27 protein-coding genes are annotated in these 25987 nt (G+C 71.0%); 10 read left to right on the top strand and 17 right to left on the bottom strand.

What is annotated here, in order from left to right:
* Position 1 precedes the first annotated feature (1 nt).
* From L0965_RS00740 to L0965_RS00730, 3 genes are read right to left on the bottom strand one after another with little or no spacing between them, the layout of a single operon-like run.
* Complete coding sequence (locus L0965_RS00740; RefSeq protein WP_060960749.1) at positions 2-421, bottom strand: VOC family protein; 420 nt, start codon at positions 419-421, stop codon at positions 2-4.
* A gap of 5 nt (positions 422-426) precedes the next feature.
* A complete protein-coding gene (locus L0965_RS00735; protein WP_232783963.1) occupies positions 427-810 on the bottom strand; it encodes a helix-turn-helix transcriptional regulator in 384 nt (127 codons plus the stop codon).
* Between the two features lie 50 nt (positions 811-860).
* A complete protein-coding gene (locus L0965_RS00730) occupies positions 861-1838 on the bottom strand; it encodes a Gfo/Idh/MocA family protein (protein WP_101305315.1) in 978 nt (325 codons plus the stop codon).
* 68 nt (positions 1839-1906) lie between these two features.
* Here L0965_RS00730 and L0965_RS00725 point away from each other — a divergent pair, with 68 nt between their 5' ends.
* Positions 1907-2830 (top strand): NADP-dependent oxidoreductase, encoded by a 924-nt coding sequence (locus L0965_RS00725; protein WP_101305314.1) that lies wholly within the window; start codon positions 1907-1909, stop codon positions 2828-2830.
* A 26-nt stretch (positions 2831-2856) separates the two neighbouring features.
* Here L0965_RS00725 and L0965_RS00720 read toward each other — a convergent pair whose 3' ends face one another.
* Positions 2857-3225: a sterol carrier family protein gene (locus tag L0965_RS00720; RefSeq protein ID WP_101305313.1), complete on the bottom strand. Its 369-nt coding sequence runs from the start codon at positions 3223-3225 to the stop codon at positions 2857-2859.
* 151 nt (positions 3226-3376) lie between these two features.
* Between L0965_RS00720 and purD the strand changes: the two genes are divergently transcribed.
* Positions 3377-4651: a phosphoribosylamine--glycine ligase gene (gene purD, locus L0965_RS00715; RefSeq protein WP_101305312.1), complete on the top strand. Its 1275-nt coding sequence runs from the start codon at positions 3377-3379 to the stop codon at positions 4649-4651.
* A gap of 37 nt (positions 4652-4688) precedes the next feature.
* Here purD and L0965_RS00710 read toward each other — a convergent pair whose 3' ends face one another.
* The gene (locus L0965_RS00710) at positions 4689-6173 is read right to left on the bottom strand and encodes an MFS transporter (protein WP_101305311.1); all 1485 of its coding nucleotides are present in this window, start codon (positions 6171-6173) and stop codon (positions 4689-4691) included.
* Positions 6170-6793, bottom strand: a complete 624-nt coding sequence (locus tag L0965_RS00705) for a PadR family transcriptional regulator (protein WP_101305310.1) — start codon at positions 6791-6793, stop codon at positions 6170-6172. The genes L0965_RS00710 and L0965_RS00705 overlap by 4 nt, the downstream gene beginning before the upstream one ends.
* 91 nt (positions 6794-6884) lie before the next feature.
* Between L0965_RS00705 and L0965_RS00700 the strand changes: the two genes are divergently transcribed.
* Positions 6885-7211, top strand: a complete 327-nt coding sequence (locus L0965_RS00700) for a hypothetical protein (RefSeq protein WP_101305309.1) — start codon at positions 6885-6887, stop codon at positions 7209-7211.
* Positions 7212-7251: 40 nt separating this feature from the next.
* Positions 7252-8208, top strand: coding sequence for a phosphoribosylaminoimidazolesuccinocarboxamide synthase (locus L0965_RS00695; RefSeq protein WP_101305308.1), 957 nt, complete (start codon positions 7252-7254; stop codon positions 8206-8208).
* A 45-nt stretch (positions 8209-8253) separates the two neighbouring features.
* Here the strand turns inward: L0965_RS00695 and L0965_RS00690 are convergent, their stop codons facing one another.
* Together L0965_RS00690 and L0965_RS00685 are read right to left on the bottom strand one after the other, a co-directional pair.
* A complete protein-coding gene (locus L0965_RS00690) occupies positions 8254-10224 on the bottom strand; it encodes an ATP-binding cassette domain-containing protein (protein ID WP_198553663.1) in 1971 nt (656 codons plus the stop codon).
* Positions 10221-11447 carry a peptidoglycan-binding domain-containing protein gene (locus tag L0965_RS00685; RefSeq protein ID WP_101305306.1) on the bottom strand — a complete coding sequence of 409 codons (1227 nt, stop codon included), beginning with the start codon at positions 11445-11447 and terminating at the stop codon, positions 10221-10223. Before L0965_RS00685 ends, L0965_RS00690 begins: the two co-directional genes overlap by 4 nt.
* Before the next feature lie 378 nt (positions 11448-11825).
* Here L0965_RS00685 and L0965_RS00680 point away from each other — a divergent pair, with 378 nt between their 5' ends.
* The 3 genes from L0965_RS00680 (at position 11826) to L0965_RS00670 (ending at position 14566) form a co-directional block, all read left to right on the top strand.
* Positions 11826-12140 (top strand): hypothetical protein, encoded by a 315-nt coding sequence (locus tag L0965_RS00680; protein WP_060960759.1) that lies wholly within the window; start codon positions 11826-11828, stop codon positions 12138-12140.
* A gap of 42 nt (positions 12141-12182) precedes the next feature.
* Positions 12183-13082: a hypothetical protein gene (locus L0965_RS00675; RefSeq protein ID WP_061782416.1), complete on the top strand. Its 900-nt coding sequence runs from the start codon at positions 12183-12185 to the stop codon at positions 13080-13082.
* 128 nt (positions 13083-13210) lie between these two features.
* The gene (locus L0965_RS00670; protein ID WP_101305305.1) at positions 13211-14566 is read left to right on the top strand and encodes a uracil-xanthine permease family protein; all 1356 of its coding nucleotides are present in this window, start codon (positions 13211-13213) and stop codon (positions 14564-14566) included.
* Positions 14567-14588: 22 nt separating this feature from the next.
* On the opposite strand, the gene L0965_RS00665 is transcribed toward L0965_RS00670, so the two are convergent.
* The 5 genes from L0965_RS00665 to L0965_RS00645 all read right to left on the bottom strand — a co-directional run bounded on the left by L0965_RS00665 (position 14589) and on the right by L0965_RS00645 (position 20525).
* Entirely contained in the window at positions 14589-15602 is a 1014-nt protein-coding gene (locus L0965_RS00665) for a LacI family DNA-binding transcriptional regulator (RefSeq protein ID WP_060960762.1), read from the bottom strand.
* 2 nt (positions 15603-15604) lie between these two features.
* A complete protein-coding gene (locus tag L0965_RS00660) occupies positions 15605-17116 on the bottom strand; it encodes a GH1 family beta-glucosidase (protein WP_101305304.1) in 1512 nt (503 codons plus the stop codon).
* Positions 17117-17145: 29 nt separating this feature from the next.
* Positions 17146-18063, bottom strand: coding sequence for a carbohydrate ABC transporter permease (locus L0965_RS00655; RefSeq protein WP_060960764.1), 918 nt, complete (start codon positions 18061-18063; stop codon positions 17146-17148).
* Positions 18060-19124 (bottom strand): carbohydrate ABC transporter permease, encoded by a 1065-nt coding sequence (locus tag L0965_RS00650; protein WP_061782418.1) that lies wholly within the window; start codon positions 19122-19124, stop codon positions 18060-18062. Before L0965_RS00650 ends, L0965_RS00655 begins: the two co-directional genes overlap by 4 nt.
* A 126-nt stretch (positions 19125-19250) precedes the next feature.
* Positions 19251-20525, bottom strand: a complete 1275-nt coding sequence (locus tag L0965_RS00645; RefSeq protein ID WP_060960765.1) for an ABC transporter substrate-binding protein — start codon at positions 20523-20525, stop codon at positions 19251-19253.
* Between the two features lie 342 nt (positions 20526-20867).
* Here L0965_RS00645 and purS point away from each other — a divergent pair, with 342 nt between their 5' ends.
* The 3 genes from purS to L0965_RS00630 all read left to right on the top strand — a co-directional run bounded on the left by purS (position 20868) and on the right by L0965_RS00630 (position 22496).
* The gene (gene purS, locus L0965_RS00640; RefSeq protein WP_060960766.1) at positions 20868-21113 is read left to right on the top strand and encodes a phosphoribosylformylglycinamidine synthase subunit PurS; all 246 of its coding nucleotides are present in this window, start codon (positions 20868-20870) and stop codon (positions 21111-21113) included.
* Entirely contained in the window at positions 21110-21817 is a 708-nt protein-coding gene (purQ, locus tag L0965_RS00635) for a phosphoribosylformylglycinamidine synthase subunit PurQ (RefSeq protein WP_061782419.1), read from the top strand. The genes purS and purQ overlap by 4 nt, the downstream gene beginning before the upstream one ends.
* A gap of 82 nt (positions 21818-21899) precedes the next feature.
* A complete protein-coding gene (locus L0965_RS00630) occupies positions 21900-22496 on the top strand; it encodes a nucleoside deaminase (protein ID WP_060960768.1) in 597 nt (198 codons plus the stop codon).
* Positions 22497-22507: 11 nt separating this feature from the next.
* Here L0965_RS00630 and add read toward each other — a convergent pair whose 3' ends face one another.
* The 4 genes from add to L0965_RS00610 are packed head-to-tail and all read right to left on the bottom strand — an operon-like array spanning position 22508 to position 25974.
* A complete protein-coding gene (gene add, locus L0965_RS00625) occupies positions 22508-23539 on the bottom strand; it encodes an adenosine deaminase (protein WP_101305303.1) in 1032 nt (343 codons plus the stop codon).
* Positions 23540-23562: 23 nt separating this feature from the next.
* The gene (locus L0965_RS00620) at positions 23563-24363 is read right to left on the bottom strand and encodes an ABC transporter permease (RefSeq protein WP_060960770.1); all 801 of its coding nucleotides are present in this window, start codon (positions 24361-24363) and stop codon (positions 23563-23565) included.
* Positions 24360-25196, bottom strand: a complete 837-nt coding sequence (locus L0965_RS00615; RefSeq protein ID WP_231735184.1) for an ABC transporter permease — start codon at positions 25194-25196, stop codon at positions 24360-24362. Before L0965_RS00615 ends, L0965_RS00620 begins: the two co-directional genes overlap by 4 nt.
* Positions 25186-25974 (bottom strand): ABC transporter ATP-binding protein, encoded by a 789-nt coding sequence (locus L0965_RS00610; protein WP_060960779.1) that lies wholly within the window; start codon positions 25972-25974, stop codon positions 25186-25188. The genes L0965_RS00615 and L0965_RS00610 overlap by 11 nt, the downstream gene beginning before the upstream one ends.
* Between the last annotated feature and the right edge of the window lie 13 nt (positions 25975-25987).

Raw genomic sequence — 25987 nt, 5'->3', positions numbered from 1 at the left:
CTCAGGCCGCGGGAGGGGTCTGCTGGATGCGGATGAGGTTGCCCGCGGGGTCGCGGATCGCGGCATCCCGCAGACCGTAGTCCTGATCGGTGGGCTCCTGCACCACGTCGGCGCCCGCGGCCGCGATGCGGGCGAATTCGGCGTCGAGGTCGTCCGAGGCGAGGTTCACGCCGAAGTAGCTCCCCTTGGCGACCAGCTCCTGCAGGGCGAGCCGCTCGTCGTCGCTGATGTCGGTGCCGACCGCGACCGGATGCAGGACGATCGCGGTGTCCGGCTGACCCACGGGACCCACGGTGATCCAGCGGAGGTCCTCGTAGCCGACGTCCAGACGCACCTCGAACCCGAGCACGTCGCGGTAGAACTCCAGCGACGCCTCGGCATCGACGTGGGGGAGGAAGGAGGAGTGGATGCTGATACCCATGCGGCTCACGATAGGCCCGGTCGCGGGCCCTCCGCTTCTCGATTCCTGATCGGTCTGGTCAGCCGGCGCGCGATGCACGGCAGCATCCCCGCGCGCACGGGAGCACCGCGCTCCCGGTAGCGCCCGGGCGATACGCCGACGAGCTCGGTGAAACGCGTCGTGAACGTGCCCAGCGACGCACACCCGACCGCGAGGCTCACCTGAGTGACGCTCAGCTCGGTGGTGCGCAGCAGCGTCATCGCGCGCTCGATCCGCCGGGTCATGAGGTAGGAGTACGGCGTCTCCCCGTACGCCCGCCGGAACTGGCGCGACAGGTGGCCGGCCGAGACGTGCACGGCGCGCGCCAGGGCGGCGAGGTCGAGGGGCTGCGCGTAGTCGCGGTCCATCATGTCGCGGACCCTCCGCATCCGCACCAGCGTGTCGAGGTCGATCCCCGAGGTCACGGCCGTGCGGGCCCCCGGGCACCGTCGCCGGCGCGGATCGCCTCCACGGTCCGGAGCACCTCCAGGCTGCGGCGCTGGTCCGGGGCCGGGTCGGCGTCGCCGCGCACGAGCGCGGCGAAGCGGGCGACCTCGAACCGCATGTTGTTGTCGGGGCCGTCGATCTCGATCTCCTCGCGGATGCCGGAGAAGAGGTCGAGCACGAGACGGCGGGGCGCCGTGATCTCGTCGATCTCGATCGTGCCCAGCTCGCCCTGGATCTCGTTCGGTCGGCGCGAGGCCCCGATCTTCGAGAACGCGATCTGCGCGACGAAGCCGTCGTAGTCGAGCACGGCGGCCCCGGCGCCGTCCGCACCCGTCGCGATCGCGACCGTCGCCCCGAGCACGCGGGAGGGCGCCCCGAACAGCTCGATCGCGGCGCTGAGCGGATACACCCCGAGATCGAAGAGCGCTCCGCCGGCGAGCGCCGGATCGAAGATGTTGGGCGTCTCGCCGGCGAGCACGAGATCGTACCGCGCCGAGCGCTGGCTCTGCCCGAACGACACGAGGCGCACCGCGCCCACCCGCGGCAGCAGTTCGCGCAGGCGGCTCATCCCCGGGTCGTAGACGTTGCGCATCCCCTCGAACACGACGACCCCGCGATCGCGGGCGTCGTCCACGAGACGCGCGAACTCGTCCGCCGTCGGGGTCGCGGGCTTCTCCAGGAACACGTGGACCCCCGCCGCGATCGCCGCGGCGGCCTGCGCCGCGTGGGCCCCGTTCGGCGAGCCGACGTAGACGGCATCCACCTCGCCCGTCGACAGCAGCGCGTCGAGATCCGTGCTCACCCGGTCGATCCCGAGCCGGTCGGCGAAGGCCCGCCCGCGGTCGGCGTCGCGCGAGAACACGACGTCGATGCGGATGCCGGGCGTCTGCGCGACGGCATCCGCGAACTTCTCGGTGATGGTGCTGGTGCCGATCGTGGCGAGTCTGATCACGCCCCCAGGATAGGCGCGCGGGCGTCGCCTCCGGAATGGATGCCGCGCGCCGAGGGTTGGGCCTGAGCATGAAGGCACTCGTCTACTCAGATTTCGGCGGAAACGATCGTTTCGAGCTCACCGAGCGGGAGGAGCCCCACGTCGGGCCCGACACGTTGGTCGTGCGGGTCGTCGCCGCGGGCATCAACCCCGTCGACTACAAGATCCGCGAGGGCTACCTGCGCGGCCTCATCGACAGCCAGCTGCCGGCCGTGCCCGGTTGGGACGTCGCGGGCATCGTCGAGAAGACCGGACTGGACACGCCCGAGTTCGCCGTCGGCGACCCGGTGCTCGCCTACGCCCGCGCCGACGTCGTCGGCCACGGGTCGGTCGCCGAGCTGATGCCGGTGCCGGTGCGCGCCGCCACCCGCAAGCCCGACGGGCTCTCCTTCGAAGCGGCCGCCGCGCTCCCGCTCGCGGGGCTGACGGCGCTGCAGACGCTCGAGCGCGCCGCGGTCGGCGCGGGGCAGAACGTGCTCATCCACGGCGCCGCGGGCGGCGTCGGGTCGTTCGGCGTGCAGCTCGCGCGGCTGCGCGGCGCGCGGGTGGTCGGGACCGCCTCGGAGCGCAACCACGCGTACCTGCGAGAGCTCGGCGCCGAACCGGTCGTCTACGGGGACGGGCTGGTGGACGCGGCCCGGGCGCTCGTGCCGTCGGGGTTCGACGTCATCGTGGACTTCGTCGGCGGGTCGACCCTCGACACCACGCGCGAGCTCCTCGCACCGGGCGGCGTGGTCGCCTCCATCGCCGACAGCCGGGCACGCACCGAGTTCGGCGGGCACTACATCTGGGTGCGACCGGATGCCGCCCAGCTCGGCGAGCTCGCGCAGCTGGCCGCGGCCGGCGACCTGCGCGTGGAGATCGCGTCGACCTACCCGCTCGACGAGGCGGCCGCCGCCTACGCGGAACTCGAGGAGGGCCACACCCGCGGCAAGATCGTCGTCACCGTCTGATCCCGCCGGGCGGGGCCGGCTGAGGCTCAGGGGCGCAGCGGCAGCAGGGCGGCGAGGTCGGCACGCGTGCCCGATGCGTGGATCCGGCCGGCGGCCACCGCATCCGCCCACCGCTCGGCGCCGGTCGCGAGAGCGATCCACGTCGCCGCATCCGTCTCGACGACGTTCGGCGGCGTGCCGCGCGTGTGCCGCGGGCCCTCGACGACCTGCACCGCGCCGAAGGGCGGCACCCGGACCTCGACCGTGTTGCCGGGCGCCTTCTCGGCGAGCAGCTGCAGGAGGTAGCGCACCGCGGTGGCGAGGGCGGTGCGCGCCGGCGGCGTGCCGGCATCCGCGGCCTGGGCCACCGCGGCAAGCGCGTCGCGGCCGTCGCCGGTGGAGATCTTGCGGACCATCCCTCCACGCTAGCCCGTGACGAACGTCGGATCTGCGGGCCCGGCGACGGCGCGGCCCGCGCCCTGGCGCGGCGTGCGGCGCCGGGCGGCCGGGAGTTCCGACGATCGTCACGCAGCCGCGGCGCGACGGGCCCGTCGGTAGGCTGGCCGGGTGCGCATTCTCGTCCTCGGTTCCGGTGCCCGCGAGCACGCCATCCTCCTCGCACTGAAGGGAGAGGGCGCCGGGCACGAGCTGTTCGCCGCCCCCGGCAACGCCGGCATCGCCGCCGACGCGACGATCGTCGCCGACCTCGACGCGAACGCGCCCGCCGCGGTCACGGAGTACGCGAACGACCACGACATCGACCTCGTCATCATCGGCCCCGAAGCGCCCTTGGTCGCGGGCGTCGCCGATGCCCTGCGCGAGCACGGCGTCCCGGTGTTCGGGCCCGGGAAGGCGGCGGCCCAGCTGGAGGGCTCGAAGGCCTTCGCGAAGCGCATCATGGATGCCGCCGGGGTGCCGACCGGGCGCGCGACGCGGGCGACGACCCGCGCCGAGGTCGAGGCGGCCCTCGCCGCCTACGGCGCACCGCACGTCGTCAAGGCCGACGGTCTGGCCGCCGGCAAGGGCGTCGTCGTGACCGACGACCGCGACGCGGCCCTCGCGCACGCCGACACCTACCTGCCCACCGGACCGGTGCTCGTCGAGGAGTTCCTCTCGGGCCCCGAAGTCTCCCTGTTCTTCGTGAGCGACGGCGACACGGTGCGGGCGCTCAGCCCCGCCCAGGACTTCAAGCGGGCCTTCGACGGCGACGCCGGCCCGAACACCGGCGGCATGGGCGCCTACTCTCCCCTGCCGTGGCTGGCCGACGGCTTCGGCGGCGAGGAGGCCTTCGTCGCCGAGGTGACCCGCACGGTGGCCGAGCCGGTCATCCGCACCCTGGATGCCGAGGGCACCCCGTTCATCGGGCTGCTGTACGCGGGACTCATCCTGACGGCCGACGGCATCAAGGTCATCGAGTTCAACGCGCGCTTCGGCGACCCCGAGACCCAGGTGGTCCTCGCCCGTCTGACGAGCCCGCTCTCCCGGCTGCTCATGGCGGCCGCGTCCGGGACGCTCGAGGACGAGCCCGCGCCCACGTTCGCCGACACCGCGGCCATCACGGTCGTGCTCGCGAGCGAGGGCTACCCCGAGGCGCCGCAGACCGGCCGGGTCATCACGGGCACGGATGCCGCGGCATCCGTCGCCGGCGTGCACCTGGCGCACGCCGCCACCGCCGACCGAGACGGCGCACTGGTCGCCACCGGCGGCCGGGTGCTGAACGTCGTCGCGACGGGTGGCACGTTCGCCGAGGCTCGCGAGCGCGCCTACGCCGCTCTCGGCGAGATCGCGCTCGAGGGCGCGCACTTCCGACGCGACATCGCCGCCCGGGTCGCCGTCGACTGACGGCCCGGACGGCGATGGCGTGCGCGGCGGCGCGCGATCAGCGCTTGTCGAGGTGCGGCGGGCGCTTCATGAACAGCACCGCCACGACGCCGATCAGCATCACGATCGCCGGCAGCAGGATGGTCTGCGCCATCGCGCTGGAGAACCCGTCGACGACGAACGAGGGCAGCTGCCCCGAACCGAAGTCGCCGCCGGTGTCGGATGCTCCGGGGAGGTTGGCCTCGAGCCGCGACTGCATGAAGGCGGCGATGGCGGCCGAGCCCAGCACCGAGCCGATCGTGCGCGTCGTGTTGTAGATGCCGGCGCCGGCGCCCGCCTGACGCGGCTCCAGGTTGCGGGTGGCCGTCGTCGCCAGCGGCCCCCACATGCCCGAGTTGCCGATGCCCATCATGAGCGACGGGAGCAGGAACATCCAGATCGGGGTGTCGGCGTGCATGAGCGACGCGTACCAGAACAACGATCCCGCGACCAGGAGAAGACCCGGCACCAACAGCACGCGCGCGTCGACGCGGTCGAGCAGACGTCCCGTGAGCGGCGACAGCACACCGGCGGCCACGGCCATCGGCACGAGCAGCAGCGCGGACTCGGTGGGGGTGAGACCGCGGGCCAGCTGCACGAAGAACATGAGCGGCAACGACATGCTCGTCACGGTGAAGCCGACCGTGGCGATCGTGATGTTGGCGACCGAGAAGTTGCGGTCGCGGAAGAGCCCGAGCGGCACGAGCGGTTCGCTGCGCGTCTTGGCCTGCTGCCAGATGAACACGGCCATCACGAGCACGCCGCCCGCGATCATCGTCCACACCCACGCGGCCCAGTCGAAGTGCTCGCCCTCCTGCAGCCCGAACACGATCAGGAAGAGACCGATCGCGCTGAGCACGACGCCGATCAGGTCGAAACGGTGCTCGTGGGTCGGGAGGTTCGGCACCAGCATCCACGCGAGCACGAAGCCGATGACGCCGACGGGCAGGTTGACGAAGAAGATCCACTCCCATCCCAGGCCGTCGACGAGCAGGCCGCCGGCCAGCGGGCCGACGAGCATCGCGACGCCCGAGGTGGCACCCCACAGGCCCATGGCGGCGCCGCGGGCGTTCGGCGGGAAGGTGCGGGTGATGACGGCCATCGTCTGCGGCGTCATGAGTGCCGCGCCGAGGCCCTGCACCGCGCGGAACACGATGAGCATCTCGAGGGTCCCCGACAGGCCGCAGCCGAGGGAGGCGAGCGTGAAGATCGCGAGTCCGATGAGGTAGATGCGCTTCGGGCCGAACCGGTCGCCGAGGCGCCCGGTGATCAGCAGCGGCACGGCGTACGCGAGCAGGTAGGCCGAGGTGACCCACACGACGTTGTCGAGGTTGTTGGTGGACGGGTCGAGCGCCGCCTTGATGGCGGGGTTCGCCACCGAGACGATCGTGGTGTCGACCAGGATCATGAAGAACCCGATGACGAGCGCCCAGAGGGCCGGCCACGGGCTGCGTTCGGGGGTGGGCGCGGGCGCGGTCACGTCGCGCGTGCGTTGTTCGGTCATGAGCGTGCGGCTTCTCTCTGTGCCAGGTAGCGATCGGTTTTCTCGTGTGATCCCCACACGAAGTCGGGGTGGGCGAGCCGGCCCAGCAGGGCGGCGAGCCAGTCATGGTCGGCGGCGAGCAGGGCCCGTTCGCGGTCGATCTCGAGGAGGTACTGCTCGACGACGGGCGCCCCGGCATCCCGCGCGCCGCGGATGCCGTCGGCCAGCTCGTCCCGCGCGGCGGCGAGCGCCGCCAGGCGTGCCGTCAGCAGCGCCACGGTCTCGTCGCGGTCGAGGTTGTGGGCCTCGGCGAGGGCCACCCGGAACTCGACGGGCCGGTCGATCAGCGGGAGCTCGCGGCGCACCCACTCCTCGACGGCGCGATGCCCGGTGTCGGTGAGGGCGTAGGTCGTGCGCTCCGGACGGTTCCCGTCGCGGTCGACGCCGACCTCGGCGACCAGCCCGTGCTTCTCGAGCCGTGCGACGGTGTGGTAGACCGTGCCGTTGGTGATCGCGACGATGCGGTCGTCGCGGCGGTGCCGCAGGAGCCGGATCATCTCGTAGGGATGCATGTCGTCCTCCCGCAGCAGCGCGAGAACCATCACCCCCAGCGGTGTGAGCCGGTTCATGGCGGTCTTCACGGCGACTCCTTCGATGATCGTTCGACTACTCCATATCGACTAGTCCACGTGGACTATACCGGGATTTCTCCCGGCGCGCTAGCGTCTGCTCATGGGCCCCGACGCGCGCACCGTCTTCGACGACATCGCCGCGGAGTACATGATGCTCCCGGGCGTCGACATCGGTCCGATGTTCGGCAGCGAGGGCCTGCGCATCCGCGGAAAGGTCTTCGCCTTCCTGGGCTATCGGTCGGGACTGATCGCAAAGCTGCCCGAAGAGCGGGTCACCGCGCTCGAGCGGACCGGCAGAGCCGAACGCATGACCATGCGCGGCCGCGCGATGCGCGAGTGGGTCTTCGCGGGTCCGGACGCCCTCGACCTCTGGCCCGATATCGTCGCGGAGGCGTACGCGTTCGTCGACCGCATCACGCCGCGCTGAGCAGCCCGCGCGCACCGCGCCACCCCGCGATAATGGACGCGTGACCGACGCCTCCTCGAACTCCGACGCGCCCTCCTCCGCCACCGACCTGCCCGGCTGGACCCACGTCTACTCCGGCAAGGTGCGCGACCTGTACCGGCCCGAGCCGGCGGCGGGCGCACGGGCCGACCGCATGCTGGTCGTCGCGAGCGACCGCGTGAGCGCGTTCGACCACGTCCTCAGCCCCGGCATCCCCGGCAAGGGCGAGTTGCTCACCACGCTCAGCCTGTGGTGGTTCGACCAGCTCGCGGGCGCGGACGGCGGCCGCCGCATCCCCAACCACCTCGCCGCCACGCATGCGCTCGCGCCCGCGTCGGACGACGCGGTCGACCTCGTCCCCGCCGCCGTCGCCGGACGGGCGATGGTGGTGCGCAGCCTCGACATGCTGCCGATCGAGTGCGTCGTGCGCGGCTACCTGACCGGCTCGGGCTGGAAGGAGTACGTCGCCGAGGGGACGGTCTGCGGCATCCCCCTGCCGGCGGGCCTGCAGGACGGCGACCGCCTCCCCGAGCCGCTGTTCACCCCGGCGTACAAGGCGCCGATGGGCGAGCACGACGAGAACATCTCGTTCGCCCGCACCGAGGAGCTCGTCGGCGCGGAGCGCGCGGCGCAGCTGCGCGACCTCTCGCTCGAGATCTACCGGCGCGCCGCCGCGACCGCCGAGGCGAAGGGCCTGATCCTCGCCGACACGAAGTTCGAGTTCGGCGTGGATGCCGACGGCGTGCTCACCCTGGCGGACGAGGTGCTCACGAGCGACTCGTCGCGGTACTGGGATGCCGCGGCCTGGGCGGCCGGTTCCACCCCCGCGGAGCGGATGGCGAGCTTCGACAAGCAGATCGTCCGCGACTGGCTCGCCGCCGCGTGGGACGGGCAGGGGACGCCCCCCGAGCTGCCCGCGGAGATCGTCGATCGCACGGCGGACAAGTATCGCGAGCTGCTCGAGAAGCTCACCGGCTGACGGAGATGCGCGCGGCACCGGTCGATGCGTGAGCGGGCGGGATGCTCAGCCCCGGATCGCCTCCGCCGGGTTCGCGCGAGCCGCCGCGAGCGCGGGATACGTGGCGGAGACCACGCCGGTGACCGTGCCGAGCAGAAGCCCCACTGCCGGCAAGGTCGGGTCGAGGACCGGCACCCACCCCTGTATCGCGGCCGTCACGAGAAGGGTGAGGATCCCCACGGCTCCTCCGGCGATGCCCCCGGCCGCGCCGATCACCGCTCCCTCCAACGTGAACATGCGCCAGATCGCCGATCGACTCGACCCGATGGCACGGCGTAGGGCGATCTCGGGCGCTCGGCTGCGCACGGAGAGGTACATCGCCGTGGCGGCGCTCAATGACGCGAGCGCGAGCAGAACCACCGAGCTGACACCGATCAACGTCGCCAGATCCTCCCCCACGCCCGTGCGCAGCCGGCGCAGGTCGGCGACCGTGGACACGCGCACCGCGGCGGGGTTGCCGGGGTCGAGGCTGAGCGGGATGGCCTCCGCGACCGGTGCCGGCGAACCGACCCGAGTGCGCACGAGCAGTTGCGGTGCGCCGTGGTGCACGGTGTCGTAGAGAGCCGCCGACGCGATGACCCCGCCGGCCACCCCGCTGTCGCGCCCCGGTGCGCTGACGACGCCCACGATGTCCACGGCGACGTCGTCGATCCAGATCCGTTGCGTCGAACCGGAACCGACCACGCCGAGCCGTGCGGCGGCGTCCGCTCCGAGGATCGCCACCGGCCCCGCCCAGTCGTTGTCGAGAAGCGCAGCGGCGTGGGCGGGAGACACCTCGATGCCCTGAGCGTCCAGGTAAGCGGCATCCGCGATGACGACGTTCCCGGTGAACCGGTCCTGACCCAGCCGAGGGCTCTGCGCCAGGGCCGTGACGGTGGCGTCCCCCGAGGTGATCGCCGCGGAGAACCCCGCTTCCTCCACGCCGTCGAGCAGACGGATCCGGCTCAGGTCTCGATCGATGTCCTCCAGCGTGGATCCCGTCGGCTCCACGGTGATCTCATCGAGACCGGCGGTGGTGATGCGCTGGGAGACCTGGGCCGCGGCGCTCTGACTGATGCCGAGGGAGGCGACCAACCCCGCCGTGCCGAGGAGGAACGCGAGGAGCAGGAGCAGCGCGCGCACCGGCGCGTTGGCGTGGTGAGACACGGCTTCGAGCGTCTCGTCCACCACCGTGCGCACTCCGCGGCGCAACCTACCGGCCCGCGCTTCGGGGGGCGGCCCGTCCGGGCCCGCGTCGGGGCGGAGGCGGAACGGGTCGTCGTCGACCGGCTCCGCGTCCGTGAGACGCCCATCGGACAGCCGGAATCGTCGGCCCGCCTGCGCGGCGACGCGCTCGTCATGGGTGATCATCACGATGGTCGTCCCCGCCTCGTTCAACGAACGGAGGTAGTCGAGCAGACGCCGGGAGTTCGCGGAATCCAGCGCGCCCGTCGGCTCGTCCGCGAGGATCAGACGGGGTGACGTCGCGATCGCACGAGCGATGGCGACCCGCTGACGCTCACCTCCTGAGAGGTTGCGACCGAGCGCCCCGGCGCGCGAGAGCAGGCCGAGACGCTCCAGCGCCAGCGCGACCTCCACACGTCGTCGCGCCAACGACACCGACTGCACCCGCAGACCCAGCGCCGCATTCTCGGCGGCGGTGGCATCTCCCATGATGTGCGACGCCTGGAAGACGAACCCGATCGCCCGCGAGCGCAGCGCGTCGCGCTGTCGTTCGCTGAGCGAGCGCACATCCACACCGTCGACCACGTACTCGCCGGCATCGGGCTCGTCCAGGAGGCCCAGCACATTCAGCAACGTGGACTTCCCGGCTCCGGACGGGCCGACGATGGCGACGAACTCGCCCTCGTAGACGTCGAAGCTCACGTCGCGCAACGCCTGCACGGAACCGCCGGAACCGCCGAAACCGCCGAAGGAGCGTCCGACTCCCCGCAGCCTCAGCAGGGGAGCGCGACCCGGCGCGCCCGATCCGCTCATTCCGGCATCCCCAGCCGCATGCCGACGCGAAGCCGATCGTTCGGAGCCACCGCGACCCATCCGCCGGCTTGTGCCGTCACCTCGACCGCGATCCGGCCCTCCGCCGCGGCGGCCGCGCTCTCCTCAAGGCCCTCCTCGGCCTCGGCGGCACGCTCGCCGGCGCTGCGGAACCCCCGCACGAACGTGCCCTCATCGTCGGTCTGGACGGCCACCAGCGGGACCGCGAGACCGGTCGGCTCCGGCGCACGCGAGCGCACGGTGAGCGGTTGCCCGGCGTCCGCGACCAGCGACGGCGGCAACGCGACGGAGATCTGCTTGCCCCCGGCCCCGGAGACCGCATCCGTGCTGAACTCGCCGATGGCGAGCACCGTGGACGAGACGGGGGCGCCGCCGCCGGCAGACACCATCACCTCCTGGCCGACGGTGAGCCGGTCGGCTTCGAGCAGCGTCGCCCGGGCGACGAGCGTCGGGGGCGCGGTCTGCACCGTCATCAGCGGCGTCTCACCGTCGAGAACGGTACCCACCTCGGCCGCCCGCACGAGGGTGCCGTGATCGACGGGAATCCGGGCGAACTCCCGCCAGCGAATCGTCTTCCCCTCCGTATCCGGAGACAGCTGGTAGCCGCTCGCCGTGTACAGGCGACGCATCGCGTCGATCGTCCCCTCGTCGAGGACGCCGGTGACCGTGACGCCGCGGTAGTCGAGGTCGGCCAGCATCACCTGCAAGGCGCGCACGTCGGCCCCCTCGGCGCCGACCTGCAGATCACGGTAGAGCGGAGTGGCCGCCGGCACGGTGATGACGGGCCGACCGGAGACCTCGGCGACGACGGTCCCGTAGTCGATGAGATCGCCCGGCAGGACGCGCATCGCGCTGACGACGCTCCGCTCGGCGCCCAGAAGGTACTCGGGGCCCCGGACGATGTCGTAGCTGGCACCGGCGACGACACCGGCCGACAGTTGGAGCTCGGCGGCGACGACCCGCTCTTCGACGAACAACGTCGGCTCGACGCGCGTCGTCGCGTTGTCGACCGCCTCTCTCTCCGGCGCCACCAGCATGGCTCCGGCGACGAACGACGCGGCCAGCATGACGATCACCACCGCCACGAAGGCGATGATCCGTCCGGGGTGCTGCACGCGGCGGAGCCGGACGATCGCTCCCGTCGCGGAGCCTCTCGTCTCGGAGGCGTCGTCACCGGTGGGCTCGGATGAATCGGTGGGTACCATCGTCGTCGCTTTCCTGGGAGCCGGACGGCTCGACCGTAACCGACCGCACGCGGCGGCGTCGGCGTGCCCCGCGCGGTCGCGAGCATCGCGCCACGGCGCGGACGACCCGAGATGACGCGGACTTCCGGCGTTGCCCGCGGATCGTGCCGTGGGCCGGGGCCGCCGAATCCGCGCGCCTTTTTCATCCGACCGAGTGAAATCTCGCGACGGATTTCGCTCGCGGACCCGCTCCGATCCGCGCGATCACGCGGCGGGCGCGGGAGAGGCCGTCGACGCGCCGGAACCCCGCCACCCGCATTGGCGCTAGCTTGCCGCCAGCGAGCCGATGCCACGCTCGCCCGTCGCCGACAGGCACGACACAAAAAGGGGAGATCGACCATGAAGAAAGCACGTCTCGGATTCGCCATCGCGGCCGCCGTCGCCGGCGTCGTCGCATTCGCTTCGCCCGCGCAGGCCTCCATCGTCATCTACGACGACATCATGTACGGAGGGGGATCGCGCGACCTCGGCAACGGCCTGCAGGTGGCACTCGGGAGCTGGAACGACCGCGCGAGCGCCGTCAAGATCAGCGGAACGACCGCGAAGCTGTATGAGCACGAGAACTACGGCGGCGCCTCCACGCCGACGTGGAGCTCGAACAAGTCCAACCTCGTCGACCACCACTTCAACGACCTCACCAGCAGCGTCTACTGACGCCGCACGGCACCACACCGCGAAGAGATTGGTCGGCGATCGATGACATCCCGCTCGGCATCCGTGATCCTGCTCGCGATCGTGGGGATGGCCGCACTGAGCGGCTGCTCCCCCACCAGCCCGCAGACGGAGGACGACTGGGGAGAGGTCTCGATCGCCGACTATTCGCATGTCACGGCGCGTCTGAACTATGAGACCGGCACCGTGGAGATGCCGTTGGACGCCGTGCGAGCCGTCACCCCCGAAGTGGCCAACAAGAGTCGCCGCGCGATCTGGGCCGTCACGGACGCGTGCATGGCCGAGCACGGGCACCCGCGGGTGAGCGCGGACGTCTCCTGGCCCGCCATCGCCCCCGACGAGGATCGTCTCTACGGGCGCTGGAGCACGGCGCTCGCGAGTCGATTCGGTGCGGTGCCGTCACCGGACACGCTCGAAGGGTTCCGCATCGACACCGTGGCGCGCGGCGTCGCCTACAACTCGCAGCTCACCCCGTGCTGGGACGGGATGCAGGAAGTGCTCGCGCCGGAGCTCACGTTCATCGAGAGCTCGACCAACGTCGACTATCAGGTCTACCGCCAGGCGGCGCGCGCGACGCTGGACTCCCCCGAGGGCAAGGCCGCCCTCCAGAAGCGCACCACGTGCATGGAGAACGAGGGCGTCGTGGTCGATCCCGAGACATCCATGCCGAGCTCCGACTACGGCACGGGAGAGCGGGCCGACGAGACGATGGTGCGAGTCGCCGTGGTCGCCGCCCAATGCAGCGAGCAGACCGGGGCCATCCAAGAGCTGTACGACCTCACTGCGCGCTATCAAGCCGCGTACATCGACCAGCGCGAGGCGCAGTTCGTCGCCCTCGAGGAGCACGCGACAGCGGTCGAGGCGCGACTGGACGAGGTGCTTCGCGATCCGGATGCCGCGTGGGCTTCGCGGCCCGCGGGCTGACGCACGATTTCTCACCGACCGACTTTCACGGCGCGCGTGCGCGGCTCACAGCCGGCTCCCAGGTAGCCTGACCTCGGCATCCCGCCACCCCGACGACCACCGGATCTCGACGACCGAGGAGCACGCGCATGCCCATCTGGACCCCGCACGGAGACGGCCGCACCGTCGAGCCCGGTGCCGTCGTCAAGCCGCACGAGCGGCTCGGATGGCCGGCCACGATCGCCATCGGCGCCCAGCACGTGGTCGCGATGTTCGGCGCCACGTTCCTCGTGCCGCTGCTGACGGGCTTCCCCGTGTCGACGACGCTGCTGTTCTCCGGCCTCGGCACCCTGCTGTTCCTGCTGCTGACGGGCAACCGTCTGCCGAGCTACCTCGGCAGCTCGTTCGCGTTCATCGCGCCGATCCTCGCGCTCGGCCCCGGCGACGGCAAGGCCCTGCAGACCGGTGAGCAGATCAGCCAGGCGCTGCTGGGCGTGTTCGTCGCGGGTGTGCTGCTGGCCGGCATCGGCTTCCTCGTGCAGGCGACCGGCACCGGCTGGATCGAGCGGCTCATGCCGCCCGTGGTCTCGGGCGCGATCGTCGCCCTGATCGGGTTGAACCTGGCGCCGGTGGCGTGGACCAACTTCCAGCAGGACGCACTGCTCGGCGCGATCACGCTGGCCGCCTGCATCCTGTTCGCGGTGTTCTTCCGCGGGTTCCTCGGGCGCATCTCGATCTTCCTCGGCGTCGTCGTCGGCTACGTCGTCGCCGCCCTCCTCGGCCGGGTGGACTGGTCCGGGGTGGCGGATGCCGCCTGGATCGGCCTCCCCCAGTTCCACCTGCCGGCCTTCGGCGACGCGCACGCCTGGGCGATGCTCCCGATGTTCCTGCCGGTGATCCTCGTGCTCATCGCCGAGAACGTCGGCCACGTCCGCGGTGTCGCGACGATGACCGGCGACGCCTCGATCAACAAGCGCACCGGGCGCGCGCTCATCGCCGACGGCCTCGCGACCACGATCGCCGGTCTCGGCGGCGGTTCGGGCACCACGACCTACGGCGAGAACATCGGCGTCATGGCCGCGACCCGCGTGTACTCGACCGCGGCCTACTGGGTCGCCGGCATCGTCGCGATCCTGCTCGCGTTCTCCCCCAAGGTGGGCGCGGTCATCTTCGCCATGCCGGCGGGCGTGCTCGGCGGCGTGACGACCGCCCTCTACGGCCTGATCGGCGTCATCGGGATCAAGATCTGGGTCGACAACCAGGTGGACTTCTCCCGCCCGGTCAACCAGTACACCGTGGCCGTCGCGTTCGTCATCGCGATCGCCGGGTTCACGATGAACCTCGGCACGCTGAGCTTCGGCGCCATCGTGCTCGGCACCGTCGCCGCCCTCGTGATCTACCACCTCGGCAACGCCATCGCGCGGGCGCGCAAGACCGGCGCCGACGACGGCGGCCCGATCGTGCCCATCGGCCCGCTGGGCGGCGATCCCGAGAACGTGGGCTGAGCCCGCGGCATCCGCCGCCGGATCAGGCGGAGGCGCGGACGACGAGCTCGGTGGGCAGGATGGTGACGTGCGGCGGCGTGCCGCCGGCGAGGATCGACAGCAGGACGTCGGCCATCTTCTCGCCCTGCTCGTGCGAGGGCTGGCGCATCGTGGTGAGCAGCGGGTTGACCGTGCGCGCGACGGGCGAGTCGTCGAAGCCGATGATCGCGATGTCCTCGGGCACGCGCACGCCCGCCCGCCCCAGCGCGGCGAGGGCGCCGCGCGCCATGAGGTCGCTCGCGACGAACAGGGCGTCGAACGGCACGCCGGAGTCCAGGATGCGCTGCATCGCGGCCGCCCCGCCGTCGGCGGTGAAGTTGCCGTCCTCGACGGCGGCCGCCTCCAGCCCCGCGTCCGACAGCGCCTCCTGGTAGCCCACGAGACGGTCGATGCCGGCCGGCATGGTGACCGGCCCCGCGATCGTGGCGATCCGGCGGAATCCGCGTCCGATCAGGTACGCGGTGGCCTCGCGGCCGCCCGCGACGTTGTCGACGTCGACGTAGAAGTCGCGCTCGCGCTCGCGCACCGGGCGACCGCCGTACACGACCGGCACGACGTGCGCGATGCGGTCGATGAACGTGTCGCTGGTGTGGTGCGACACGACGATCGCGCCGTCGACGGCACCGCTGCGCACATACGCCGAGGTCTTGTCGCCCGGGTCGTCGCTCGCGATGATCAGGTTCAGCACGTACTCCGAGCGGCTGAGCCGGGCGTTGATGCCCGAGACGATCGAGGCGAAGAACGGGTCGCCGAAGAACCGCGTGGTGTCCTCCGGGACGACGAGGGCGATCGCCATCGTCGCGCGGCTGGCGAGCGAGCGCGCGGCCCGGTTGGGCACGTAGTTGAGCTCGGCGATGGCGCGCGTGACCGCCTCCAGCGCCGCCGGGCTCACGGCCGTGGAGCCGTTGACGACGCGGGAGACGGTCGACCGGGACACCCCCGCGGCGGCGGCGACCTCTTCGATGGTCGGTGCGACTCGCGGCGTGTCGATGGTCACGGCTACCTCTGAAGGCTGGAGATCTGAGTGGGGGTGATCTGGACGGCGGGTCGGGGCAGCGGCACCGCCGCGTCCTCGATCGCGCGAGCGTCGATGACCCGACGATACTCCAGCGCGCTGTCCTTCGCGGTGCGCACCTGGGTGGCGTAATCGACGTGCACGATGCCGAAGCGCTTGGCGTATCCCCAGGCCCACTCGAAGTTGTCCAGGAGCGACCAGTAGAAGTAGCCGCGCACGTCCACGCCGGCATCCGCCGCGTCGAGGATCGCCTCCAGATGACCGAGCAGGAAGCGGGTGCGCTCGACGTCGTGCACGCGCGCGACGCCGTCCTCCACGACGAGCTCGTCGTCGTACGACGCGCCGTTCTCGGTGACGTACAGGGCGGTGCCCGCGGGCGCGGCGTACTCGTCCCCCACGCGCTGCAGGAGGCGGGTGAGCCCCTCGGGCTGCACCTCCCAGTGCATGTTGGTGCGCGGCAGGCCGCGGTCGTGCCAGTAGATCCCCTCGTGCGACGGGAAGGGGGATGCCGCCGGGCGGTCGGTGGGCGCGTCGCCGGGAAGCGGCGGCTCGGGGTCGGGGGATCCTCCGACGAACTCGCCGTGGTAGTAGTTCACGCCCAGCGCGTCCAGCGGCTGGGAGATCGTGGCGAGGTCGCCCGGCCGGTTCGCCTGCACGAGGGCCTCGATCGCCTCCGGAGCGACCGCGCGGATGTCCTCGACCACGTCGGCCGGGTACTCCCCCCGGAAGATCGGGTCGAGGAACCAGCGGTTGAACTGGCCGTCGATGCGCCGGGCGGCGTCCGCGTCCGCAGCATCCGCCGGGTCGACCGCGTCGGCCACCGTGAGGTTGAGCGTGATGCCCAGGCTCAGGTCGGCGTCGCGCTCGCGCAGCTCGCGGACGACGGCGCCGTGGCCGAGCAGGAGGTGGTGCGCGGCGAGCACGCCGTCGGTCACGCTGTAGCGCCCCGGCGCGTGGATGCCGGCGGTGTAGCTGAGGAAGGACGAGCACCACGGCTCGTTGAGGGTCGTCCAGTTCTGCACCCGGTCGCCGAGGGCGTCGTGCACGCTCAGGGCGTACTCGACGAACTGCTCGCTCGTGGAGCGCACGGTCCAGCCGCCCTGCTCCTCGATGGCCTGCGGCATGTCCCAGTGGTACAGGGTGAGCCACGGCAGGATGTCCGCCGCCCGCAGCTCGTCCACGAGACGCTCGTAGAAGTCGAGCCCCTTGCGGTTGAGCGGTCCGCCGTCGGGGCGCACCCGCGACCACGAGACCGAGAAGCGGTAGGTGTCGAGCCCGAGGTCCTTCATGAGGGCCACGTCGTCGCGGAAGCGATGATAGTGGTCGCACGCGACGTCGCCGTTGTCGGCGGCGATGACCGCTCCGGGCACCCGGCTGAACGCGTCCCAGATGGAGGCCGTGCGGCCGTCCTCGAAGGCCGCACCCTCGATCTGGTAGGCGGCGGTGGCCGCGCCGAAGAGGAAGCCCTTCGGGAACGGGCGCGAGAACTCTGTCATGAATCGACCTTTCTGAAGCGGTCCGGGCCTCAGCCCTTGACCGCGCCTTGCATGATGCCGCTGACCAACTGTTTGCCGGCGAAGACGAACAGGATCAGCAGAGGGATGGTCGCCAGGAGCACCCCCGCCAGCACGATCGAGTAGTCGATGAAGTAGTTGGACTGCAGCAACGATAGAGCCACCGGAAGCGTGGGGTTCTGCCGATCGAGCACGATGAACGGCCAGAAGAAGTTGTTCCACGCCGACACGAAGGTGAACAGGGCCAGCATCGCCGCCGCGGGACGCGCGGCGGGAAGGCCCACGGTCAGGAACGTGCGGAACGAGCTCGCCCCGTCGACCCGAGCCGCTTCGATGAGCTCGTCGGGCACGGCCTGGCGGAGATACTGCGTCATCCAGAACACGCCGAAGGCGCTCACCAGCGCGGGCACGATGATCGCGCCGAGCTGGCCGGTCCAGCCGAGGTCGCTGAAGAGGATGTACAGCGGCACGACGCCGAGCTGCGTGGGAACGGCCATCGTCGCGATGACGAACACCAGCAGCCAGCTGGAGCCCTTGAACTTCAGCTTCGCGAACGCCCACCCGGCCAGGGTGGAGAAGAACACGACCGAGATCGCGATCAGGCCGGAGCTGATGATCGAGTTCCACAGGGCGACCCAGAAGTTCACCGCCGGGTCGTTGACGACCTTCGCCGCGTTGGCGAGGAAGTTCCCGCCCGGGATCCACGACATGTTGGGGTCGCGGATCGTGTACGAGTCGCCCGAGCCGATCAGCAGCGACCAGTAGAACGGGAAGAGGCTGCCGACGAGCACGGCGGCGAGGCAGGCGTAGACGATCCAGCCCGGGCGGGTGCCCTTGACGTGGCGAGGACGGCGCGTCCTCGCACCCTTCTTGGGGGCGGGCAGCGCGTCGTCGACGACGGGGACGGCCTGTTCGTTGAGGACGCTCATCGCGTCACCTCCGCTGATTCGTTCGTGCGACGGGGTTCGGATGCCGCGGCGCGGTCGGCCGCCACCGCCGCGCGGGCGGCCCGCGCCGCGGCGCGCATCTGGGCGCGGGTGAGGCTGTTGCGACTGCCCTCGTCACGCACGAGGTTGCGGGTGATGAAGAGGTTGATGATGCCGATCACCAGGATGATGAGGAAGAGGATCCACGCCAGCGCCGCCGCGCGGCCGAGGTTCCACTGCCCCCACCCGATGTCGTACAGCCAGAGCGAGATCGTCAGCCACTGGTTGTTCGCGCCGCCGGTGCCCGTCTGGTCGTACATGCGCGGCTCGTCGAAGATCTGCAGGCCGCCGATGGTGGACGTGATGATGACGAAGATCAGCGTGGGCCGGAGGCTGGGCAGGGTGATCGCGAAGAACTGACGCACCTTGCCGGCGCCGTCGACGGTCGCGGCCTCGTAGTAGTCGCGCGGGATGGCCTGCATCGCCGCGAGGAGGATGAGGGTGTTGTACCCGGTCCACCGGAAGTTCACCATCGTGGCGATGGCGATGTGGCTCGCGAAGGTGTCGGAGTGCCACATGACCGGGGGCAGGCCGATGCTGCTGAGCCAGGTGTTGATGATGCCGTACTGGTCGCCGAACATGTTGGAGAAGACCAGGGCGACGGCGACGGGCGCCATCACGTACGGGACGAGCACGCCCATCCGCCAGAAGGTCTTGGCGCGGATGTTCTGGTCCAGCAGCGCTGCGATGACCACGGCGGCGATGAGCTGCGGCACGGACGAGAGCAGGAAGATGCTGAAGGTGTTGCGCAGCGCCGCCCAGAACTTCGGGTCGGAGATCACCGTGGCGTACTGGTCGAACCCGACGAAGGTTCCCGAGTTGCGCACGAGGTCCCAGTCCATGAAGGAGATCACCGCGGTGTACCCGATCGGGAAGAGCCCGACGACGAGGAACAGGATGAAGAACGGGGAGATGTAGAGGTAGGGCGAGAGCTTGAGATCCCACGAGCTCAGCCGGCTGCCGAAGCCGATGCGCTTCGGGGCGCGGGAGGTGGTGGTGGTCACGGCATGTCCTTCGGGAGTCGATGGGCACCGGTCGTTGAGCGAGCGGGGCGAGTCGGAACGCCCGAGCGGGCGGGCGTTCCGACTCGGATGCCGACGGCATCCTCGCTCAACGACCGGTGAAGGGGATTACTTGATGGCGGCGACTTCCGTCTGCCACTGGGCCCACGAGGCCGCCTTGTCCTGCGTTCCCTCTTCGACGCGGGTCAGAGCCTTCTGCATCGCGTCGTTGATCTGGAAGTAGAACTGTCCCTTGAAGGGCGAGACCGTCACCGCGTTGGCACGGTCGGTGAGGATCTGGCCGACCGGAGCGTTGTTGAAGAACTCGTTCTTCGAGCTCAGCAGGGTGTCGGACTTCATCGCGTCGACCTGGCTCGGGAACGTACCGGCCGCCTCGAACGCCTTGAGCTGCGTGTCGGGGCTGGTGAGCCAGTCGGCGAGCTGCTGCGCGGCCGCGACGTTCTTGCCGTTCGCGGGAACGGTCAGGTACGAGCCGCCCCAGTTGCCGCCGCCGCCGGGGAAGACGTTGGCGATGTCCCAGCCCTTGACGTCCTTGGCGTTGCCGGAGATGACGCCGAGCATCCAGCCCGGGCAGAGCATCGTGGCGAACGAGCCGTTGGACAGGCCCGCCATCCAGTCGTCGGACCACTGGCTGAGGTGCGCGGACTGCGTCGCGGAGGCGTCGAGCACCTGGTTGTAAATGGTCTCGACCTTCGGGTCGATGTCGATCTTGCCGTCCGAGGGGTTCTCGTACGCGGCCTCGATCTGGTTGACCATGCCCTGGTACGTGCCGCCGGCGGAGTCGAAGAACGCCTTGCCGGTCGCGGCGGTGTACTTCGCGCCGGTGTCGAAGTAGGTCTTCCAGTCGCCGGTCAGCAGCTTCGCGACCTCCTCGCGGTCGGTCGGCAGGCCGGCGGCGGCGAACAGGTCGGAGCGGTAGCAGACGCCCTCCGGCCCGATGTCGGTGCCGTAGCCGATGAGGTTGCCCTGCGCGTCGGTGGCGGCCTTGACCTTCCAGTCGAGCCAGCGGCTCTTCAGGTCGGTGGGGACCGGCGCGAGCAGGTCGGAGTACTTCATGACCTCGGGCAGCCAGTCGACCTCGATGGCCTCGATGTCGGCCAGGCCCGTCTTGCCGAGCTTCTGGAAGTAGTTGGCGCGTGCGTCGTTGCTCGTCGCTGCCTTGTTGTGGACGATCGTGACGTTCGGGTGCTCCTTCGTGTACTCGGCGAACAGGGCGTCCGAGTATCCGAAGTCGTTGAAGGTCGCCACGGTCAGCGTGACCTTCTCGTTGGGATCGGCCGTCGCCGCCGTGCCGCTGCCGCCGGCACAGCCGGCGAGCACGAGGGCGGAGGTGGTCAGGGCGCCGGCCACGAGGCCGATGCGCCGCAGTGCGCGTGTGTTCACGTGTCACTCCTTTGTGGATGTGTTGCAGGTGCGTGTTCGCGTTCCCGCCCTCCCGCGCCATCGCATCGATGTGGGAATGGGAGCGCTCTCACCGGACAGCGACGACGTTATGGGATCGCTCCCAGGAACACAAGGGAGCGCTCCCATGAGTGCATCACGGTTGTGTAACGGCAGCCGTGACAATCCGGCCGCGGCCGCCCTCCCGGTCGGCTCCGCGAAGGCCGCGCGCGCCCGTAGACTGGTGCCGACCCCTCCCTCGATCCGCGGTGCGCCGGCCCACCGGCATCCGCGATCGCGGGGCGACCGGAAGCCGCGGCCGTGCGCGGCCCACAGGAGGACCGAATGCCCACCATCGTCGTCGACGTCATGCCCAAGGCCGAGCTGCTGGACCCGCAGGGCAAGGCCGTGGCCGGCGCCCTGGACCGCCTCGGCGTCGAGGGCTTCTCGTCCGTCCGGATCGGCAAGCGCTTCGAGCTGACCGTCGACGTCGCCGACGAGAAGACCCTGGAGACCGTGCGCACCCTCGCCGCCGACATCCTGTCGAACGCGGTGATCGAGGACGTCGTGGGCATCGAGGTCGTCGAGTGACCGCCCGCATCGGGGTCATCACCTTCCCGGGCTCGCTCGACGACGGCGACGCGCACCGCGCGATCCGCCTCGCCGGCGCCGAGCCCGTCGCCCTGTGGCACGGCTCGCACGACCTCGAGGGCGTCGACGCCCTCGTGCTCCCGGGCGGCTTCAGCTACGGCGACTACCTGCGCGCGGGCGCGATCGCCGCACTCGCGCCGATCATGTCCGAGGTGAAGGATGCCGCGGCGCAGGGCATGCCCGTCCTCGGCATCTGCAACGGCTTCCAGATGCTCGTCGAGGCGCACCTGCTGCCCGGCGGGCTCATCCGCAACGCCCACCAGCAGTTCATCCGTCGCGACCAGCGCCTGCGCGTCGAGAACGCGACGACCGCCTGGACCTCGCAGTTCGAGGCCGGCCAGGAGATCACGATCCCGCTGAAGAACGCCGACGGCGGGTACATCTGCTCCACCGAGACGCTCGAGCGGATCGAGGGCGAGGGGCTCGTCGCCTTCCGCTACCTCGGCGTGAACCCCAACGGCTCGCTCGACGACATCGCCGGTCTCACCAACACGCGCGGCAACGTGGTGGGGCTCATGCCGCACCCCGAGCACGCGGTGGAGCCCGGCTTCGGCCCCGACACCCCCGAGGCCATGCGCTCCGGTGTGGACGGTCTGGCCTTCTTCACGTCGGCGATCGCCGCCGTGGTGGGCGCCGCCGCGTAAATCCGCGACGCGGGCGCCCCTGCGGTCGCGGCCCTCGCCGGGGCGTAGCCTGGCCGAAACATGGCGCCGATATCGTCGCGGCATGACGGCACTCGCGACCTCCTACACGGCCTCCCTGCCCGGCTGGCTCATCGCCGACCTGGACGCCCTGCCGACGGCTCTGCCCTCGGCCGAGGAGCAGATGCGCCTGGTGAACGAACTCGCCGACCGCAACTGGCGCGCGGGCAACGGCGGCCCCTTCGCCGCGATCGTGGTCGACGAGTCGACGGGCGCGCTGGTGTCCGTCGGCGTCAACGTCGTGCTCGAATCCGGCGTCACCTCGGCCCACGCCGAGGTCATGGCGCTCGCGCTCGCCCAGCGCGCCCTCGGACGGTGGGACCTCGGCGCGGGCGGCGCCCACCTGACGCTCGTGGTCAACTGGCGCCCGTGCGTGCAGTGCTACGGCGCCACGATGTGGAGCGGTGTGCGCTCTCTCGTCGTCGCGGGCGAGGGCGACCTCCTGGAGGAGCTCACCGGCTTCGACGAGGGCCCGATGGTCGACGACTGGGCCGCACAGTTCGAGCGGCGCGGCATCCGGGTGCGCACCGGCGTCGGCTACGACGACGCCGTCGCCGTCTACCGGGCCTACGGCGCGAGCGACGCGGTGGTCTACAACGCCCGCGGCGCCGTCGAGGTCTGACCCGTGCGCCGTCAGCGCGGCAGGCTCACACCGCGCTCGGCCGCGTACTCCTGGACCGCGGCGACGAACCCGGCGCGGCGCGCCGGGGTCAGCCAGGACGCCTCGAAGGAGTTGATCGCCAGCTGGGCGAGGTCGGCCTCGGTGAGCCCGGCCTGCTGCGCGAGCGCGACGTAGTTCTCCGCGACGTACGCGCCGAAGTAGGCCGGGTCGTCGGAGTTGATCGTCACGCGCACGCCCTCGCGCAGCAGCGTCACGATCTCGTCGGCCTTCATCTGAGCGGTCACGAACGAGTTCGACACGGGACAGCACGTGAAGCCGAGGCCGCGCTCCTTCGCGATCGCGATGAGCTCCGGGTCCTCGACGATGTTCGTGCCGTGGTCGATGCGGTCGACGCGGATGTCGCGGAGCACCTCGCGGATGTTGTCGATCGAGCCGACCTGGTCGATGTCGCAGTGCATCGTCAGGAAGAAGCCCTCGGCCTTCGCCCGCGCGAAGACGGCGGCGAACTTCGACGGCGGGTTGTCGCGCTCGTCGGAGTCGAGCCCGACGCCCACGATCCACTGCTTGTAGGGGAGCGCCTCCATGAGGGTCGCCATGGCGAACTCGGCGGAGAAGTCGCGCAGGAAGCAGAGGATCAGCTCGGCGGAGATGCCCAGCTCGTCCTGAGCCCGCACGGCGGCGCGGCGGTAGCCGCCGATGACGGCGGAGAAGGGCACGCCGCGGCTGGTGTGCGCCTGCGGGTCGAAGAACATCTCGGCGTGGACGACGCCCTGCTCCTTCGCGCGCAGCAGGTACGCCCAGGCCAGGTCGTGGAAGTCGTCCGCCGTCTGCAGCACCTCCATCGCCGGGTAGTAGACGGCGAGGAAGCTCGTCAGGTCGGTGAAGTCGTAGGTGGCGCGCACCTCGGCGACGCTCGTCTCGGCGAGGTGGATGCCGTTGCGTTCGGCGAGCGCGAACTTCAGCTCGGGCTCGAGCGTGCCTTCGAGGTGGAGGTGGAGCTCTGCTTTGGGCAGGCCGAAGGCGAACTCGGCGAGGTCGGACATCGTGGACCTTTCGGGGCGGGGGATCAGGCGCGGTCGGACATGCCCATGCGGGCGAGGAGGACCGCCTCCAGGATATGGACGAGGTTGTACAGCAGCAGCGCCGCGACGGTGATCACCGCGACCGACGACCACAGTGCGGAGAACTGCGCGGCGGCGATGTAGCCGCCGAACGCGCCGCCGATGCCGCCGCCCACGGCGAGCCACTCGGCCAGCAGCGCCCCGGTGATGGCGCCGGGCACCGAGATGCGCACCGCCGCGAGCAGCGAGGGCAGCGCACTGGGCAGCGCGACCTTGCGCAGCGTCGTCCACGACGATCCGCCGTAGACCTCGACGAGGTCGTTCATGTGCGCCGGCGCGGACTTCAGGCCGAAGGCGATCGTGACGAGGGCGGGAAAGAGCACGACGATGCCGCCGAGCACCGCGATCGTCGCGAAGTCGCGGGCGAAGATCAGGATGATGACGGGGGCCATCGCGATCAGGGGCACCGATCGCAGCAGCATCGCGAGCGGCATCAGGGCGTGCTCGACGCCCGCGCTCAGCTGGAACAGCGCGGCGACCAGGATCGCCACGAGCAGCCCGGCGACGAAGCCGATCGCGGCGTGGCCGAGCGACACCCACAGCTGGCCGAAGACGGTGGCCCGGTTGGCCTCCGCGGCGGGAACGGTGAAGAGGTAGTTCCACACGTCGAGCGGTCCCTTGCCGACGTACGGGCTCACCCGGAACGCCCACAGCGCACCGGCCCACAGCACGAGCACGGTCACGACCGTCAGCACGAGGGTGAGCACGCTCGACCCCAGCGCGCGCAGTGCGCCCGTGCCGCTCATCGGCGCGCTCCCTTCGCCCAGGGCGCCACGAGGCGGGCCACGAGGCCGAGCAGCGCGTAGCCGACCAGCGCGACGGCGCCGGAGACGAGGGCGAGCGCCCAGACGCGCGGGGCGTCGAGCGCCTGCTGCGCGGCGATCATCGCCGGCCCCACACCGAGCTCCACCTTGCCGAAGAACTCGCCGAGCACGGCGCCGAGGAAGGCCGCCGGCACGGCGATCTGCAAAGCATTGAGCACGGACGGCAGCGCCGCGATCAGCCGGATCTTCCGCAGCTGCGTCAGCCGGGACCCGCCGTAGACGGCGACCACGTCGAGGCTGGCCCGGTCGGCGGCCTTGAGGCCGAGCAGCGCGCCGACGACGGTCGTGAAGAAGACCGCGAGGGCGGCGAGGAAGGATGCCGTGCCCGACGGCTCGCCCGGCTTGGGCACCGGGATGATGACCACGAGCAGCATCCCGATCGCGACGATCGGGATGCAGTAGGTGATGATCGCGAGCTGCATCACCACCCCCTCCAGGCGCGGCACCACGAGCACGAGGGCGGAGAGCAGCAGCGCGAGGCCGTTGCCCCACAGATACCCGGTTCCCGCCTCACTGATCGTGACGGAGAAGTTGCGGGCGAAGTACGACCATCCGCTGTCCACGATCTCGGCGACGACCTGCGGCGGGGTGGGGATGGCCTGGACCCCGCCCGGGCCGACGCGCGCGAACACGGTGGCGGCGAGCACCCACCACAGCAGGATGATCCCGACGCCGCCCAGCACGCCCGTGAGCCAGGCCGGGAGGCGGACGGCGCGGCGGGTGAGGCCGCGCGTCATCGCCTGGTCAGTGGTCATCGGCCGCGGCGCCTCCCGCGCCGAACAGCAGCTCGGATGCCCGGTCGACGTAGGCGTGGAACTCCGGCGTGCGCATCATCTCGGGCAGCCGCGGACGCGGCAGGTCGATCTCCATGACCTCCTTGACGCGACCCGGCCGCGGGCTCATCACCGCCACCTGATCGGAGAGGAAGATCGCCTCGGAGATGCCGTGCGTCACCATGAGGGTGGTCGCCGGCTTCTCGGTCCAGATGCGCAGGAGCTCGAGGTTCAGCTTCTGCCGCGTCATGTCGTCGAGGGCCCCGAAGGGCTCGTCGAACAGCAGCACCGACGGCTTCATGATGAGCGAGCGCGCGATCGACACGCGCTGACGCATGCCGCCCGACAGTTGCGCCGGCTTCGCCTTCTCGAAGCCCTTGAGCCCGACCAGCTCGATCATCTCGCGCACGTAGTCGCGGTCGACGGGACGGCCCGCCACCTCGAACGGGAGCTGGATGTTGGACTGCACGCTGCGCCAGGGCAGCAGTGCCGAGTCCTGGAACGCGATGCCCAGCTCCCCCGCCTTGCGCAGCTCCTTCGGGCTCTTGCCGTCGACGCGCGTCGTTCCGCTCGTGGGCTCCTCCAGCCCCGCGAGGATGCGCAGGATCGTGGACTTGCCGCAACCGGACGGCCCGAGCAGCGACAGGAACGATCCCTGATCGGTGTGCAGATCGGCATCCTGCAACGCCACCACCTGCGTGCGACCGACCGTGAAGGTCTTGTTGAGTGCGGTGATCTGCAGACCGGTGCCCGGGCTCATCGCCTGGGCACCG

The organism is Microbacterium sp. NFH-22A-Y, assembly GCF_021401375.1.
GTDB classification, from domain to species: domain Bacteria; phylum Actinomycetota; class Actinomycetes; order Actinomycetales; family Microbacteriaceae; genus Microbacterium; species Microbacterium hominis.
This window is presented reverse-complemented; position numbering and strand designations above follow the sequence as displayed.